This window comes from Pseudomonas sp. Y3 TE3536 (assembly GCF_053629175.1).
Genome location: NZ_JBRJHU010000001.1, coordinates 1,165,524 through 1,179,313, shown reverse-complemented (window position 1 = coordinate 1,179,313; position 13,790 = coordinate 1,165,524). Strand labels below are relative to the sequence as shown.

General features: G+C 60.9%; 15 protein-coding genes, 1 tRNA gene and 1 pseudogene. 12 read left to right on the top strand and 5 right to left on the bottom strand.

What is annotated here, in order from left to right; translation table 11 throughout:
- The first annotated feature begins 403 nt into the window (after positions 1-403).
- The 6 genes and pseudogenes from AB7M33_RS05320 (at position 404) to AB7M33_RS05295 (ending at position 4,967) form a co-directional block, all read left to right on the top strand.
- Positions 404-1,192 (top strand): energy transducer TonB, encoded by a 789-nt coding sequence (locus tag AB7M33_RS05320; RefSeq protein ID WP_085274312.1) that lies wholly within the window; start codon positions 404-406, stop codon positions 1,190-1,192.
- Positions 1,189-1,644, top strand: a complete 456-nt coding sequence (rimI, locus tag AB7M33_RS05315) for a ribosomal protein S18-alanine N-acetyltransferase (RefSeq protein WP_027594512.1) — start codon at positions 1,189-1,191, stop codon at positions 1,642-1,644. The genes AB7M33_RS05320 and rimI overlap by 4 nt, the downstream gene beginning before the upstream one ends.
- A 185-nt stretch (positions 1,645-1,829) precedes the next feature.
- Complete coding sequence (locus tag AB7M33_RS05310; protein ID WP_454242537.1) at positions 1,830-2,822, top strand: RHS repeat-associated core domain-containing protein; 993 nt, start codon at positions 1,830-1,832, stop codon at positions 2,820-2,822.
- Between the two features lie 199 nt (positions 2,823-3,021).
- Positions 3,022-3,178: pseudogene (locus AB7M33_RS05305) on the top strand (ribosomal protein S18-alanine N-acetyltransferase); the annotation flags it as partial.
- 51 nt (positions 3,179-3,229) lie between these two features.
- Positions 3,230-3,868: a carbonate dehydratase gene (can, locus tag AB7M33_RS05300; protein ID WP_033701363.1), complete on the top strand. Its 639-nt coding sequence runs from the start codon at positions 3,230-3,232 to the stop codon at positions 3,866-3,868.
- A 514-nt stretch (positions 3,869-4,382) separates the two neighbouring features.
- The gene (locus AB7M33_RS05295) at positions 4,383-4,967 is read left to right on the top strand and encodes a D-Ala-D-Ala carboxypeptidase family metallohydrolase (protein ID WP_454242536.1); all 585 of its coding nucleotides are present in this window, start codon (positions 4,383-4,385) and stop codon (positions 4,965-4,967) included.
- On the opposite strand, the gene AB7M33_RS05290 is transcribed toward AB7M33_RS05295, so the two are convergent.
- Complete coding sequence (locus AB7M33_RS05290) at positions 4,907-5,824, bottom strand: LysR substrate-binding domain-containing protein (RefSeq protein WP_454242535.1); 918 nt, start codon at positions 5,822-5,824, stop codon at positions 4,907-4,909. The two genes, AB7M33_RS05295 and AB7M33_RS05290, sit on opposite strands and share 61 nt — an antisense overlap.
- A gap of 241 nt (positions 5,825-6,065) precedes the next feature.
- Here AB7M33_RS05290 and AB7M33_RS05285 point away from each other — a divergent pair, with 241 nt between their 5' ends.
- From AB7M33_RS05285 to AB7M33_RS05275, 3 genes are all read left to right on the top strand, one after another.
- Positions 6,066-6,683, top strand: a complete 618-nt coding sequence (locus AB7M33_RS05285; protein WP_252826652.1) for a LysE family translocator — start codon at positions 6,066-6,068, stop codon at positions 6,681-6,683.
- Between the two features lie 144 nt (positions 6,684-6,827).
- Positions 6,828-7,682, top strand: a complete 855-nt coding sequence (locus tag AB7M33_RS05280) for an RHS repeat-associated core domain-containing protein (protein ID WP_454242534.1) — start codon at positions 6,828-6,830, stop codon at positions 7,680-7,682.
- A 173-nt stretch (positions 7,683-7,855) separates the two neighbouring features.
- A complete protein-coding gene (locus tag AB7M33_RS05275) occupies positions 7,856-8,104 on the top strand; it encodes a FecR/PupR family sigma factor regulator (protein WP_265969006.1) in 249 nt (82 codons plus the stop codon).
- Positions 8,105-8,243: 139 nt separating this feature from the next.
- On the opposite strand, the gene AB7M33_RS05270 is transcribed toward AB7M33_RS05275, so the two are convergent.
- Positions 8,244-8,320: transfer RNA gene (locus AB7M33_RS05270), tRNA-Met, on the bottom strand.
- A 95-nt stretch (positions 8,321-8,415) separates the two neighbouring features.
- Positions 8,416-9,339, bottom strand: a complete 924-nt coding sequence (locus AB7M33_RS05265) for a FecR family protein (RefSeq protein ID WP_454244200.1) — start codon at positions 9,337-9,339, stop codon at positions 8,416-8,418.
- Between the two features lie 192 nt (positions 9,340-9,531).
- Between AB7M33_RS05265 and AB7M33_RS05260 the strand changes: the two genes are divergently transcribed.
- The 3 genes from AB7M33_RS05260 to AB7M33_RS05250 all read left to right on the top strand — a co-directional run bounded on the left by AB7M33_RS05260 (position 9,532) and on the right by AB7M33_RS05250 (position 12,304).
- A complete protein-coding gene (locus tag AB7M33_RS05260) occupies positions 9,532-10,746 on the top strand; it encodes an MFS transporter (protein ID WP_085274122.1) in 1,215 nt (404 codons plus the stop codon).
- 178 nt (positions 10,747-10,924) lie between these two features.
- Positions 10,925-11,068 (top strand): hypothetical protein, encoded by a 144-nt coding sequence (locus AB7M33_RS05255; RefSeq protein ID WP_238217442.1) that lies wholly within the window; start codon positions 10,925-10,927, stop codon positions 11,066-11,068.
- Positions 11,069-11,146: 78 nt separating this feature from the next.
- Positions 11,147-12,304 (top strand): MFS transporter, encoded by a 1,158-nt coding sequence (locus tag AB7M33_RS05250; protein WP_027594504.1) that lies wholly within the window; start codon positions 11,147-11,149, stop codon positions 12,302-12,304.
- An 11-nt stretch (positions 12,305-12,315) separates the two neighbouring features.
- On the opposite strand, the gene AB7M33_RS05245 is transcribed toward AB7M33_RS05250, so the two are convergent.
- Together AB7M33_RS05245 and AB7M33_RS05240 are read right to left on the bottom strand one after the other, a co-directional pair.
- A complete protein-coding gene (locus AB7M33_RS05245; protein ID WP_265969010.1) occupies positions 12,316-13,272 on the bottom strand; it encodes a FecR domain-containing protein in 957 nt (318 codons plus the stop codon).
- Positions 13,259-13,774, bottom strand: a complete 516-nt coding sequence (locus AB7M33_RS05240) for a sigma-70 family RNA polymerase sigma factor (RefSeq protein WP_265969012.1) — start codon at positions 13,772-13,774, stop codon at positions 13,259-13,261. The genes AB7M33_RS05245 and AB7M33_RS05240 overlap by 14 nt, the downstream gene beginning before the upstream one ends.
- Positions 13,775-13,790: the final 16 nt, after the last annotated feature.

Genomic DNA, 13,790 nt, shown 5'->3' with positions numbered 1-13,790 from the left:
GATTTCACCCCTTGGTCTGTAATGAGAGATGTCCCTTGGTTTTTCAGGGGTATGGCGGGAGCGCTTTGGCGCCTGTGAGATCGAGCGCCGCCCGCGCGGCGCTTCGCGGGGCAAGTCGGACCGCCGCACCGCCGCTCCCACATTTGTTTCGGGCCAATCAATCCTGATCTATTAGCGCGCGGCCCCTTGTTTGTCCCTTTCGATATCGTGTCGTGCACCAAGGGGTACGCGCGCCAATGGCACAGGCATGATTGGCCCGAAACAAATGTGGGAGCGGCGGTGCGGCGGTCCGACTTGTCCCGCGAAGCGCCGCGCGGGCGGCGCTCGGTCTCAACAACACTGCAAAACCCAAGGCTTACGCGTTAGAATGCCCGATTGTTTCAACCCTCCGGATACCCGCCCCGTGCTGACCGAACCCCGTCGCCGCGCCTACCTCTCCGCCATGCAAGTGGTGCACTGGCTGCCGCGCGCCGAACTGCCGTTCGCCGCACCGTCGCGGCCCGAACTGTTGTTGCCGGTGGCGCCGGTCGAAGACATCGACTTCGAGGTCAGGCCTGCACCGGCGGCCAACCAGCCGGCGCCAGCCGCCCCTCAGGCACGCTCTGGCGAACGCCCGAAAATCGAAATTCCGCGCCCTGGCAGCACCGCCAAGCCCGCCGCCAAGCCCGCCGAAGCGGAACCAGAAGCACCCGCACCGCGCCCGGCCCCGGTGCCGCCGCCACGTTTCTCGCTGCAGTTGCTGCGTGCCGGCAGTTGCCTGCTGTTGGTGGAACTGGCCACCGGCCAGCCCTTCCAGAGCCGCGACCCGTCCTACCTGCTGCTCAAGGACATGCTGCGCGCCGCCGGCCTGCCCGACGCCCCGCAGATCATCGGCGAGCCGGTCCGCTGGCCGTTGCTGGTGCGCGGCAACATGGACCAGGGCCCGGACGCAGCACGCGATTTTGTCCAGGGGTTCATCCAGGCGCGCCTGGAAGAAGCACCGTGCAACTGCTTGTGGCTGATCGGCCTGCCCGCGCTGCGCTTCGCCGGCAATGCCGATGCGCACACCTACTACCAAGTACTGAAGCTCGAGGGCCTGGGCGACGCCTGGGCCTTGCCGGGCCTTGAACTGTTGATGGACGAGCCGCAGCGCAAGGCGGACGTCTGGAAAGCCATGCGCCAGCTGATGGCGCGCTGGAAGAGCGTTGAATGAGTGAATCGATCAGTTTCCGCCCGATGACCGAGGCGGATCTGGATGCCGTGCTTAAGATCGAATATGCCGCGTTCAGTCACCCCTGGACCCGCGGAATCTTTCAGGATGCGCTCAAGTCCTACGAAGTGTGGCTGATGTTCGATGGCCAGCAGCAGGTCGGCCACGGCGTGATCAACGTGATCATCGACGAGGCGCACCTGCTCAACATCACCGTCAAACCCGAGAACCAGGGGTGTGGCCTGGGCCTGCGTCTGCTCGAGCACCTGATGGCGCGCGCGTATCAGCTCAATGGCCGGGAGTGCTTCCTCGAGGTGCGCGCCAGCAACCAGTCGGCCTATCGGTTGTATGAGCGCTATGGCTTCAACGAGATCGGCCGCCGGCGGGATTACTACCCCATGGCAGGCGGGCGCGAGGATGCGCTGGTGATGGCTTGTACGTTGTTCGAAGAGTGAAGGTGCGGTCCATTTGCTGATGCGCTGGCTGCCAGCCCTCTAGCGCCTACTATGGCGTGGTGCCGATTCACCCGTTGCTGCGCTCGGCTTCCGAGTTACCCCAGAAACGCTCCTGGCATTTTTACCAGTATACAAAGGGCTTCGCGTTCTGAATCATTGGGATGGGAATTCTGAGTATTACGACCATGAAGACTTTCACGGGTGCTTGGTTTTTTTATGAAGGGGATGCAGTACGCACTGTTTGGCAGGAGGGCCGTTGCAGTTCGTTGATCCAGGCTGCGGGTATGCGGCTTGTCGAGCGAAAGGTTGCCAATGATCTTCAGCAAACGATGATGCTTGCTTCGGATGGCATGGGCTCTGTGATAGGTGAGTCCGGTACAGGGTCTAAATCGGTAGCCTATTCACCTTATGGCTTCCAGAGGGGTATGGAGTCGCTGATAGGCTTCACAGGCCAGATGCAGTCATTGTTGCCAATCGGTTACTTTCTTGGGAACGGTTATCGTTTTTTTGACGTTGTTACCCATCGCTTCAACTCGCCTGATGAATTCAGTCCGTTTGGTAGAGGAGGTGTGAATGCGTATGTTTACTGCGGGGGTGACCCAGTGAATCGTACGGACCCTAGTGGCCACATGATCTACTATGTGAACTCATCAAGTCGCTTTGATTTGGCGTCGCTTACAGCACCCACTGCACCCACTGCACCCACAACGCTCAAAGGGGCGGGTAAATATTATTCAGAGGGTTTATTTAGAAGGGGTCAGGTACAGTATTTTCCAAGGATTACTACCAAGATTAGCCCTCGCTCTGAGGGGAATCATCCTTCGCTTAAGCGTGCTGCGTCACCCGTAGAGGCTGGGGGGTCAAAGCGCTTGAAGCAAGAAGGAGGTCTCATTCAAAAACCGCAGGCTGATGTCAACAGGGGGCTGGTTAAAGCCAGAATGAAAGATCGAATTGAGCATTCTCAACTCGAGTTGTTTTCTAATGATAGTAATGTTCCAGACAATAGAACTATCGCGCTAGATTATTTAGATATGCTCCATTCTCAGGCAGCGGAGGAAGCGAGAGAAGCGTTATACAATAAATATGGAAGGACAGTGAGAGTTGTCGAGGTGAGGGATTACGTTTATCACGGTGTGAGTGGAATTGTTAGTTGGATTCGCAGATCAGCTAAGCGATAATCTTTACAGATTCTAGATGCTGCAAGGCAGGTCTAACCATGTAGGTTCATTCTCGCCCTGCGATCCGGTCATGAAGCTGTCAGATAGAAAGCAAATAGGTGGCGTCGATTGAGATCTGTCGATCTATCGTTTATGGACCAAGGCCAGGACGCTGCACGCGATTTTGTCCAGGGGTTCATTCAGGCACGCCTGGACGAAGCGTGAGTGCTTCCTCGAGGTGCGTGCCAGCAACCAGTCGGCCTATCGGTTGTACGAGCTACGGGTTCAACGAAATCGGCCGCCGCCGCGACTACTACCCGGTCGCAGGTGGCCGTGAAGATGCCCTGGTGATGGCCTGCACCCTGTTCGAGGCGTGACCCCTCAGGCGCAGGTCCAGTCACACAGGTACAACCTGATGAGGCAAGACCATGCACGACCTGCAGGAACTGATCGACAACAATGCGCGCTGGGCCGATGCCATCACCCAGCGTGACCCCGATTTCTTCGCCAAACTGGCCCGTCAGCAAACCCCGGAATTCCTCTGGATCGGCTGCTCCGATGCGCGGGTACCGGCCAACGAGATCGTCGGCATGCTGCCCGGCGACCTGTTCGTCCACCGCAATGTCGCCAACGTCGTGCTGCACACCGACCTTAACTGCCTGTCGGTGATCCAGTACGCCGTCGAAGTGCTCAAGGTCAAACACATCCTGGTCACCGGCCACTACGGCTGCGGCGGCGTGCGCGCCGCCATGCAGGACCGCCAGCTAGGCTTGATCGACGGCTGGCTGCGTTCGATTCGCGACTTGTACTACGAAAAGCGCGGTGAGCTGGCCAAGCTTGAAACCGAAGAGGCGCAGGTCGATCGCCTGTGCGAGCTGAACGTGATCCAGCAGGTCGCCAACGTGGCCCACACCAGCATCGTGCAGAACGCCTGGCACCGTGGGCAGGAGCTGTCGGTGCATGGCTGCATCTACGGCATCAAGGACGGGCGTTGGAAGAGCCTGGACACCACCATCAGCGGGTTCGCCCAACTGCCGCCGCAGTATCGGTTGCGGGCGTTGGAGTAGAAGGCCGCACGTAGCTACCCGTAATCAGGCTTGATTGCCGGTTTCTTCTTTGTTGGGACGGATCTGGAAATTGATGGAAAGCAGGCAGTACGCAAGGTTTTCATTACCCTGAAAACGAAAAAACCGGCGCTAGGCCTAATGCTGTTCACTTAAGAATGCCGGGGCCGCTCTGCGGCCCATCGCGGCACAAGGCCGCTCCCACACCGACCGCGTTATGCCCTATTTACAGGGCATGCGCGAACATTGTGGGAGCGGCCTTGTGCCGCGATGGGCCGCAAAGCGGCCCCAATACAGGCGATGGATAACTTAAGTGAACAGCATTAGGCGCTAGGCCGGTTTTTTCACCCCAACAGCCGACGAACTGAATAATCGCGTACGGGGCTGAATAGTGGGCTCATGATGGCCGAGAATGCAAAAACCGCGTGGCGTAAATGCCAAGAAAGTGTGTTGCCCTGCGTTTCTGCTTACATGAATTGAAACAGAGTGCGTGATATCGCATAGCAGGGGAACAGGGATGACAGGGACGAAGTGGCTGCTGCTGGTGGCGGGGATGTGGGCGGTCAATGCGGCGCAGGCCGATGACCGCGACGTGTGGATGTTCGCCCAATGGGCTGGCGATCATCAGACTCGCCCGTTCCGCGAGATGCTGGTAGACGCCCGCTTGTACGGGGTGGTGCCTATTCACCAACTGCTTCGCTCGGCCTCGGACTGGAAGCTGTGCCGGGCGTCGCCGTTTGCGGTGCCGCCGGCCAGCCAATGGCCTGCGGTGCGCTCGACGCTGTCGCTGCTCAAAACCCTCGGCAATCAAGGCATCCTGCGCCAGTTCGAGGTGGTTTCAGCCTACCGTGATCCGCGCCTGAACGTCTGCGCCGGTGGCGCCGCCAACAGCGCCCACACCCGCGCCTTCGCCGTCGATATGCTGTTGCCGGCCTGGGCCGACCCCAACCCGTTGTGCCGTTTCTGGCAACAGCATGGCCAAGCCTGGAACATGGGCCTGGGCCGCTACCCGTCAGGTCGTATCCATGTCGACACGGCCGGCTACCGCACCTGGGGTGGCGATGGCAGCGCCGGGTCGTCGTTCTGTATCAAACCCAAGTGAGCCAGGCAGGCCTGGCATTCGTCGATCACCCATTCGGCGAAGCGCTGGCGCTTGCCGCCCTCGTCCAGTGGCTGCGGGCTGAGCAGGTGGTAGGCAGAGCCGTCGCGCAAGAAGCCGAAAGGGGCCTGCAGTTGGCCGCTGTCGAGCTCGTCGCGCACCATCAAGGCTGACCCCATGGCCAGGCCCAGGCCCGCACTGGCGGCCTGGATCGACAAATAGAAATGCTCATAGTCGCTGCGCTCGGTGTGCCCGGCCCGTCGTTCGCTCAAGCGCAGCCAGGTGGGCCATGCGCTGGGCCGGGTGCGGCTGTGCAGCAAGCGCTGGCCGTCCAGGCCGGTGGCGTCGCCGGGGCGGCAGACTGGGCCGATCCATTCGTCGCAGATCTTGCGGTGATGCAGTTGGCGGTCCCAGTGGAAGTCATCGCGGCGCAGCGCCAGGTCGACGCCGCTGCGCGCGAAGTCCAGCGGCCCACCGGCGGCTACCAGATGCAGTTGCAGGTCGGGGTGGGCGCTGTGGAAGCGCGGCAGGCGCGGGATCAGCCAGCGCATGGCGATGGTGGGCTCGCAGGAAAGCACCAGCACGTTGTCGAGCTCCTGCTGTTGCAGGCACTGCACGGCGCCTTCGAGCTGTTCGAACATGGCCTGGGTGGTGCCATGCAGCGCACGGCCGGCGGCGGTGAGGAAGATGGCCCGGTTGCGGCGTTCGAACAGTTCGATACCGAGGCTTTCCTCAAGCAGCCGTACCTGCCGGCTGACCGCGCCGTGGGTGACATGCAGGCGCTCGGCGGCGCGCACGAAGCTTTCGGTTTCGGCGGCAATGTCGAAGTAGCGGAAGGCGTTGAGAGGGGGCAGTTTCATGGTTTTGTGGTGCCTGTTCCGGCCTCTTCGCGGGCAAGCCCGCTCCCACAAGGATCGCGCACTCATGAAGTGTGCACAGCACCTGTAGGAGCGGGCTTGCCCGCGAAGAGGCCAGTACAAGCACTGCACCTCTGTGAGAAAAACTATCGAATATCCGCCACTATAAATCGATTTTTAGCGGCCCATAAGCCCAGGATAATCGGCGCGTCTGTGCATTTTCATCGCCAATCGAGACCCGCCAATGACCGAACTCATCGCCGTAGCCCTGTTTACCATCCTTGCCGTCATCAGCCCGGGGGCCGACTTCGCGATGGTCACCCGCAGCAGTTATGCACAGGGCCGTAAAGCCGGACTGGCGGCTGCCGTGGGGATCGCCTTGGGCGTGCAGGTGCATGTGCTGTATACGGTGCTGGGCATCGCCGTGATCATCAGCCAGAGCCCATCCCTGTTCCTGTTCATGAAGGTCGTCGGTGCTGGGTACCTGATCTACCTCGGCTACAAATCGCTGACCAACACCACGCGCATCCGCCTCGACGGCATCGGCCAAGACACCGGCGCCAGCCTGTGGGCGGCACTGCGCACGGGGTTTTTAACCAATGCCCTGAACCCCAAGACCATGCTCTTCGTCATCAGCGCCTACACCCAGGTGGTGCAGCCGGGCAGCCCGCTGGCGCTGGACTTCGCTTACGGCGCGTTCATGTCGTTTGCCCATTGGGTGTGGTTCAGCCTGGTGGCGGTGTTCTTCTCCAGCACGGCATTGCGCAAGGCGATGATCGAGCGGCAAGTCATGATGGACCGAGTGATTGGCCTGGCGCTGATCGGCCTTGGTCTGGCAGTTGTAATGGCGAGTGTGCGTTGACAGGGTTAGGAGGGCACCTGGTATTTCTGCCAGTTGTAGCGATGTGATTGCATCAGACAGAATCTTTTGACAGGCAATTGAGCAGTAGTAAAGGGTCAAGGTCAGGGAGCGCCCACTCTTATATGTCGCTGCGAGGGTGAAGTAATGAGTTCAAATGTTATGTTAACGGCGTTGAAATCAAGTGGTAAGGCTCCACGGACTACGTTGTTGGCGTGCGATGAACAACGTTCAGTGCTCCTTGAATTTTCATCTGAAAAAAGACGTGCGGGGCTGTATACCGTTTATGGCTTGGAAGCAAACCTGCACGCCACTTTAGGCTTCACAGGTGAAGCAAGGGCACGCCTACCAGCAGGCTATCTACTGGGTAATGGCTATCGTCTTTTCATTAACGGCTTGATGCGCTTTTCTAGTCCGGACTCCTTGAGTCCGTTTTCCATAGGCGGATTAAACGCCTACGCCTATTGTAATGGCGACCCTGTAAATAATTCAGATCCAACCGGGCATATGTTGAGTCCGAAAAGACCTAAAATCGCGCAAAGCCACGCCTTTCTCAGTGAAAATGGGCCTGAGCATTTACTTGAAATAAGTAAAACGGTTATTGAGTATGCATATACGGTGGGCACTGAGTATGCACATACAGTGAGCACAGGTCCCAATTTGAGAGACTATAATCGAGTAATGACCAAAAAGCATGGTGAAGTTTTTGTATCGTTTCGTGATATCGAGGCCAGTAAGTCGTATAAGGATTTGATGAGGTCCAATGTGATTACGGATGAAATGTTTAAGATTTGGGTTGGTCTGCCTAAATTTGATAAAAGGAAGAAGTATGATTTTTCACATTTGTATCCTGATGTTACTACGCAGCAATACGTTAGGATGAAACAAACTCTGAATAACGCTAATGCTATTCTCATTCGCAAGGGGAAGTTTATACGTGGAACTGAATTTCAACCCTCTTCTATTCATGCATCGGCGGCGATCGATACCACCCTACGTTAAGCCGGTGATTGCATGTCGGGTAGTGGCGATTTAGAATAGAATCATTCCCATTTGCGAAGCCTCGCGATGAAAATACCTCCATTTCCCGCCGCAGACTGCCTGGATGACTGGTGCAGGGGCTGTCACCAGTGGCTGCGGGTGTGGTTGCGCCAATGCCTCAACGGGTCGCCGCTATGAGCCCCGAAATCCTACACGAAGCCGTCGAATGGCTGGCGCGCCTCGATGGCCAGCCCAGTGGCCGCGAGCGCAAGGCTTTTCGTGTCTGGCTGGCCCAAGACGAAGAGCACATCGAAGCCTTTAAGCGCATGCAGGAAACCCAGACCTATTTGCACGAGCATGCGCCTGCCGCGCGTACGGCTCTGGCAATGAAAATGCTGGCCTTGGTGGCAGTGCTAGCGTTGCTTACAGCTGTGTGGGTTTAGCGCATCGCACTGGGTTAGGCGTTGGCCGAGCTGCGGATCGGTAGCGGGAAGAGGGTTGCCCGCCAGTTGCCGGAGACGCCGCAACTTTTTTGCAGGCAAAGAAAAAGGGCCTACCTTTCGGTAAGCCCTTTATCATGTTTGGTGGCTACACAGGGACTTGAACCCCGGACCCCAGCATTATGAATGCTATGCTCTAACCAACTGAGCTATGTAGCCAATGGCGCGCATTATTCCCTTGTGATGCCCCTCTGTCAACACTCATTTCAAAAAAAATTTGCACGCTTTCAAAAACTTAGCCGCCAGGCCCGCCTTCAGCGAACGATCAGCCAGTGCCCGAGCATGCTGTGCAGCTGCAATTGCTGGGCGTTGGCCAGTGCGGCGAGGCTTTCGGCAGGGCGGTCGAGGTTGAAATCGCCGCTCACGCGCCGATGGGCGGTGTGATCGTCGAGTATCCACAGGCGTTCGCCCTGGTAACCGGCCAAGCGTTCCAGCACCTGCCCAAGCGGCATATCGGTGGCGCGCAGGCGGCCGCTGCGCCAGCTGTCGGCAGTTTTCAGATCGGTTTTTTGCACAGTGTCGATCCGTGTGCCGTCGAAGCTCACCCGTTCGCCCGCCGAGACCAGGCGCTGCTCGCCGGCCTGCACAACCATGGCCTTGCCACTGAGCACCACCAGCTCGTCGTGGTGCGCATAGCGCGCGATTTGCAGGCGGGTACCAAATACCTGGATGCGCGCCTCGCCCACTTCTACCTCCATGGCCCGGCCGTCGAGCAGGACCTCCAGATAGACCTGGCCTTGTACCAGGTGCAACTGGCGGGTACGGCCACGCAGGTCGACGTTCATCGCGCTGGCGCTGTCCAGGTGCAGGGTCGAGCCGTCGGGCAGGCGCAGGCTACGGCGTTCGCCCACGTCGGTGTGCAGTTCGCTGCCCAGGCGTTGCATCAGTGGCCAGTACAAGTAGGCCAAAGCGCCCAGCACCAGCAAAAACAGTAGCGCCAGCCATTTGCCCAGGTGGCTGCGGCGCGTGTTTATCTGCCGCGGTCGGGGCCGTGCCGGTGGCGGTTGCAGCTGTTGCCAGAAGGTTTCCAGTTCAGCGTAGGCTTGGGCGTTCTGCGGCGCCTGGCACCAGGCGGCAAACACCTGGCGTTCGCCTTCGTCACAGCCGGGCTGACGCAAACGGGAAAACCACTCCAGGGCTTCCTGCTGAGGGTCGGGCTGGAGTTGCTTGGCGGGCATCGGGCTCATGGGATCGGTCTGCTCACGATAGGGGCCGTTTCGCCCAACGATGACAGGGGAATGAGTCGAGGATGCTAATTATATTGAGAACCATTTACAAGTACGTTTCGACGGAGGGATAAAAAAGGTAGCTATGTATCTATTTGTTTCCCGATAATCGGATCCCAAACCTGCGGACGGAGATTCAGGCACATGGCCATCAGTAGCACCTCCACGGCGTCCACCAGCGCAGCGGCGAACCCTGCCAACCCGTTGGTGATGCGCATCATCGGCTTCTGCGCCCTGGCGCACTTGATCAATGACCTGATCCAGTCGGTGCTGCCGGCGATCTACCCGATGCTCAAGGCCAACTACGACCTGAGCTTCGCCCAGATCGGCATGATCACCCTGACATTCCAGATAACCGCCTCGCTGCTGCAGCCTTGGGTCGGCTTCTTTACCGACCGCCGGCCCGCACCCAACCTGCTGCCGATGGGCACCCTGTGCACGCTGGTGGGGATCGTGATGCTGGCTTTTGTCGGCAGCTTCCCGATGATTCTGCTGGCCTCGGCGCTGGTGGGCATTGGTTCGTCCACCTTCCACCCAGAAACCTCGCGCATCGCGCGGTTGGCCTCGGGCGGGCGTTTTGGTCTGGCCCAATCGACCTTCCAGGTAGGCGGCAACACCGGCTCGGCGCTGGGGCCACTGCTGGCGGCGGCGATCGTCATCCCGTTCGGGCAAACGCACGTGGCCTGGTTTGGCCTGGCGGGGCTGTTCTTCTTCGCCGTGACCCTGATGCTGCGTAGCTGGTACAAGGAGCACCTCAACCAGGCCAAGGCCCGCAAGGTGGTGCAGGCCACCCATGGCATCTCGCGCAAGCGGGTGATCGCGGCGCTGATCGTGCTGGGCCTGTTGGTGTTCTCGAAGTACTTCTACATGGCCAGCTTCACGAGCTACTTCACCTTCTACCTGATCGAAAAGTTCGACGTCTCGGTGGCCAGCTCGCAGCTGCACCTGTTCCTGTTCCTGGGCGCGGTGGCGGCCGGTACCTTCTTCGGCGGGCCGATCGGTGACCGTATCGGGCGCAAGGCGGTGATCTGGTTCTCCATTCTCGGCGTGACACCGTTCACCCTGGCGCTGCCGTATGCCGACCTGTTCTGGACCACCGTGCTGAGCGTGGTGATCGGTTTCATCCTGGCCTCGGCGTTTTCGGCCATCGTGGTGTATGCGCAGGAGCTGGTGCCGGGCAGCGTGGGCATGATTGCCGGGATCTTCTTCGGGCTTATGTTCGGCTTCGGCGGCATTGGCGCGGCGCTGCTGGGGTATGTCGCGGACTTGCGCGGTATCGAGTACGTGTATGGCGTGTGCTCGTTCCTGCCGTTGTTCGGGTTGTTGGCAGTGTTCCTGCCGTCTACCGGCAAGCGTTGAGCCTGTAAGGGGCTGCTGCGCAGCCCAATCGCGACGCAAGGCCGCTCCTACAAGGAGCCGCCTTGCCGAGCACAGGACCGGCCGGAATAGGTCGTGCGGCGGCCCCCTGACGATTGACGGCCCGACCACCGTTAGCCTAGAGTGCCGCCTCTTTTCTCCAACCTGCGTAGTCAAAGCAATGCGCCGTAACCCGTCCCTCCCACCTGCTCGCCAGCCTGCACTCCAGGCCCTGCGTCGTGCGTGGCCGAGCGACACGGTGCTCAAGCGTCGGCGCAGCGTGCTGTTTGCCTTCACCTTCTCGCCACACCTTGCCCTGAACTGATCCGCGCTTTTGCGTCGTCCGCCGTCCCGGCGTGCGCGCTCGTGTTTGCTCGTCTTTTCGGTTTGCAAGGAGTGGTAAATGAACATGCGTTTGCTGGCGGGCCTGTTGTTCGCCGTGTCGGTGGTGGGCTTCAGCTTGGGGGCCAGCCTGCCGTTGGTGTCGTTGCGCCTGCATGAGGCCGGCGCAGGCACGCTGGAAATCGGCATTATTTCGGCCATCCCGGCAGCCGGGATGATGCTTTCGGCATTCATGGTCGACGCCTGCTGCCGGCGCCTGACCCGGCGCACCATCTACTTACTGTGCTTCAGCCTGTGCACCGTCAGCATCGCCTTGCTGGAGTCGGCTTTCGACTCGATCTGGTTGCTGGCGTTGCTGCGCTTGGGCCTGGGCATCGGCATGGGTATCGCCATCATTCTCGGCGAGTCCTGGGTCAACGAGCTGTGCCCCGAGCACAACCGCGGCAAAATCATGGCCCTGTACGCCACCAGCTTTACCGGCTTCCAGGTACTCGGCCCGGCAATGCTGGCCGTGCTGGGCGCCGACAGCCCATGGATCACCGGCGTGGTCACCGCCTGCTATGGCCTGGCGCTGCTGTGCATCGTGCTGACCGTGCCCAACGACTACGTCGAGCATGAAGAAGGCGAAAAAAGCTTCGGCCTGGCCGGGTTCTTCCGCGTGGCGCCGGCCTTGTGCGTGGCGGTGCTGTTCTTCTCCTTCTTCGACGCCGTGGTGCTGTCGCTGTTGCCGGTGTACGCCACCAGCCACGGCTTTGCCGTGGGTGTGGCGGCGCTGATGGTGACGGTGGTGTTTGCTGGCGACATGCTGTTCCAGCTGCCTTTGGGCTGGTTGGCCGACCGGGTCGAGCGCACCGGGCTGCACCTGGTGTGCGGCCTGGTGGCGATGCTGATCGGCATCGGCCTGCCGTGGCTGCTGCAGATGACCTGGTTGCTGTGGCCGCTGCTGGTGGTGCTGGGCGCAGTGGCGGGGGGCATCTACACCTTGGCGCTGGTGCTGATCGGGCAGCGCTTCAAAGGGCAGGACCTGGTCACGGCCAATGCCAGCGTCGGCTTGCTGTGGGGTGTGGGCAGCCTGATCGGGCCGCTGGTCAGTGGCGCGGCGATGGATGTGGCACCGCACGGGTTGCCGATGGCGCTGGCGATCATGGCAGGGTTGTTCGTCTGTTTTGCCCGGCAGTCGTACCGGCGGGCAGGGCGCTTGCGTGCGGTGGCGGACTGACCATGCGCGGTTCAGGCGGCGTCGATGCTCACCCAATAGCGTGTGCGGTACTCGACCCGCACCGGCAGGCTGCGCGTGAGCAATTGCAGAATCTGCCCGGTATCGGCCAGCTGGTAGGTGCCGGAGACTTTGAGGTGTGCCACTTCGTCGGCGCAGCGCAGCAGGCCCGGGCGGTAGCGGGCCAGCTCGGCCGCGAATTCGCCCAGCGGCATCTGCTGCACGCTGAGCACGCCGTCGGTCCAGCCCCACGGGTCGCTGCGCAGGCTCACGGCCTGCAAGCTTCCGTTAGCCTGCACCTGCAAGGTTTCGCCAGCCTGTACCAACCGCGCTGAAGGCGACGCGGGGAACAGTGTGACCTCGCCACGGCGTACGGCCACCAACAAGCCATTGTCGTTTTCGCGCAGCAGCAGTTGGCCGTCGAGTGTGCCCAAGGTGCCGACACGGGTATCGATGCGGAAAGGGCGGCTGTCGTTGGCGTTGGCGTCCAGGCTGACCTCGCCCCGTATCAGTTCGAGCAGTCGTTGTTCGCTGCTGTAGTGCAGGTCGATGGCACTGGCGGTGTTGAGCTGGATACGGCTGCCATCACTGCCTTGCAATTGCCGACGTTCACCCGCCGCGGTGCTGCTGTCGGCCAGTAGCTGCGGCAGGCCCAAGGGCGCGCGTGCGGCCCAGCCCAGGCTGCCGCCAACGGCCAACAGCGCCAGCAGCTTGAGGTGGTCCCGGCGGCTGCTGTGCTGGCGCTGGCTGGCGTCGAGGGTGCGTCGGCTCAGTGCCTTGGGCAGCCCGGCCAGCTCGTCGCTGAGGCTGCTGACACGCTGCCAGGCCTGAGGGTTTTGTGGGTGGCTGGCCAGCCATTGCTGGAATTGCCGCTCGGTACGCGGGCTGGGGGTGTCGAAGCGCAGTTTCACCAGCCAGTCGATGGCCTGGTCGACCTGGGTTTGCGCGGGGGCGTTCTCAGCGTTCGACATAGCGCAACCGGTAGCAGACACCCAGGCCCTTGGCCAAGTCGCGCTCGATGGTCGCGCGGGAGACATCCAGCTGCTGGGCGATCTGCGCGATGCTCAGCCCGTCGATCTGGGCCAGCAGAAAGGCCTGCCGCACCCGCGGCTTCAACGCCTGCAGGGCACGGTCGAGGCGTTCCAGCGTATCGAGGATGACCAGCCGGTGTTCCTCGCTGGGCACTTCGGCTTCAGGCAGGTGGGCCAGGCTTTCCTGATAGGCCCGCTCCAGGGCGCGGCGGCGGAACTGGTCGATCATCAGCCCCCGGGCGATGGCGCTGAGGTAGGCGCGGGGCTCCTTGAGCGGTGAGGCCTGACGGGCACGCAACACCCGGACGAAGGTATCCTGGGCCAGGTCGGCGGCATGCTCATGGCACCCGACCCGGCTGCGCAGCCAGCTACTTAGCCAGGCGTGGTGGGACTGATAGAGCAGAGCGACCTCGGTGGGCTTGAGTGTGTCGTTGATCTGCATCGTATCGAAGGCCTGA

What these genes read in the sequence shown, in the direction of transcription:
- rimI (WP_027594512.1), top strand. Translation starts at nt 1,189, where the DNA reads ATGAGTGAATCGATCAGTTTCCGCCCGATGACCGAGGCGGATCTGGAT.
- AB7M33_RS05310 (WP_454242537.1), top strand. Translation starts at nt 1,830, where the DNA reads ATGAAGACTTTCACGGGTGCTTGGTTTTTTTATGAAGGGGATGCAGTA.
- can (WP_033701363.1), top strand. Translation starts at nt 3,230, where the DNA reads ATGCACGACCTGCAGGAACTGATCGACAACAATGCGCGCTGGGCCGAT.
- AB7M33_RS05295 (WP_454242536.1), top strand. Translation starts at nt 4,383, where the DNA reads ATGACAGGGACGAAGTGGCTGCTGCTGGTGGCGGGGATGTGGGCGGTC.
- AB7M33_RS05290 (WP_454242535.1), bottom strand. Translation starts at nt 5,824, where the DNA reads ATGAAACTGCCCCCTCTCAACGCCTTCCGCTACTTCGACATTGCCGCC.
- AB7M33_RS05285 (WP_252826652.1), top strand. Translation starts at nt 6,066, where the DNA reads ATGACCGAACTCATCGCCGTAGCCCTGTTTACCATCCTTGCCGTCATC.
- AB7M33_RS05280 (WP_454242534.1), top strand. Translation starts at nt 6,828, where the DNA reads ATGAGTTCAAATGTTATGTTAACGGCGTTGAAATCAAGTGGTAAGGCT.
- AB7M33_RS05275 (WP_265969006.1), top strand. Translation starts at nt 7,856, where the DNA reads ATGAGCCCCGAAATCCTACACGAAGCCGTCGAATGGCTGGCGCGCCTC.
- AB7M33_RS05265 (WP_454244200.1), bottom strand. Translation starts at nt 9,339, where the DNA reads ATGCCCGCCAAGCAACTCCAGCCCGACCCTCAGCAGGAAGCCCTGGAG.
- AB7M33_RS05260 (WP_085274122.1), top strand. Translation starts at nt 9,532, where the DNA reads ATGGCCATCAGTAGCACCTCCACGGCGTCCACCAGCGCAGCGGCGAAC.
- AB7M33_RS05255 (WP_238217442.1), top strand. Translation starts at nt 10,925, where the DNA reads ATGCGCCGTAACCCGTCCCTCCCACCTGCTCGCCAGCCTGCACTCCAG.
- AB7M33_RS05250 (WP_027594504.1), top strand. Translation starts at nt 11,147, where the DNA reads ATGAACATGCGTTTGCTGGCGGGCCTGTTGTTCGCCGTGTCGGTGGTG.
- AB7M33_RS05245 (WP_265969010.1), bottom strand. Translation starts at nt 13,272, where the DNA reads ATGTCGAACGCTGAGAACGCCCCCGCGCAAACCCAGGTCGACCAGGCC.
- AB7M33_RS05240 (WP_265969012.1), bottom strand. Translation starts at nt 13,774, where the DNA reads ATGCAGATCAACGACACACTCAAGCCCACCGAGGTCGCTCTGCTCTAT.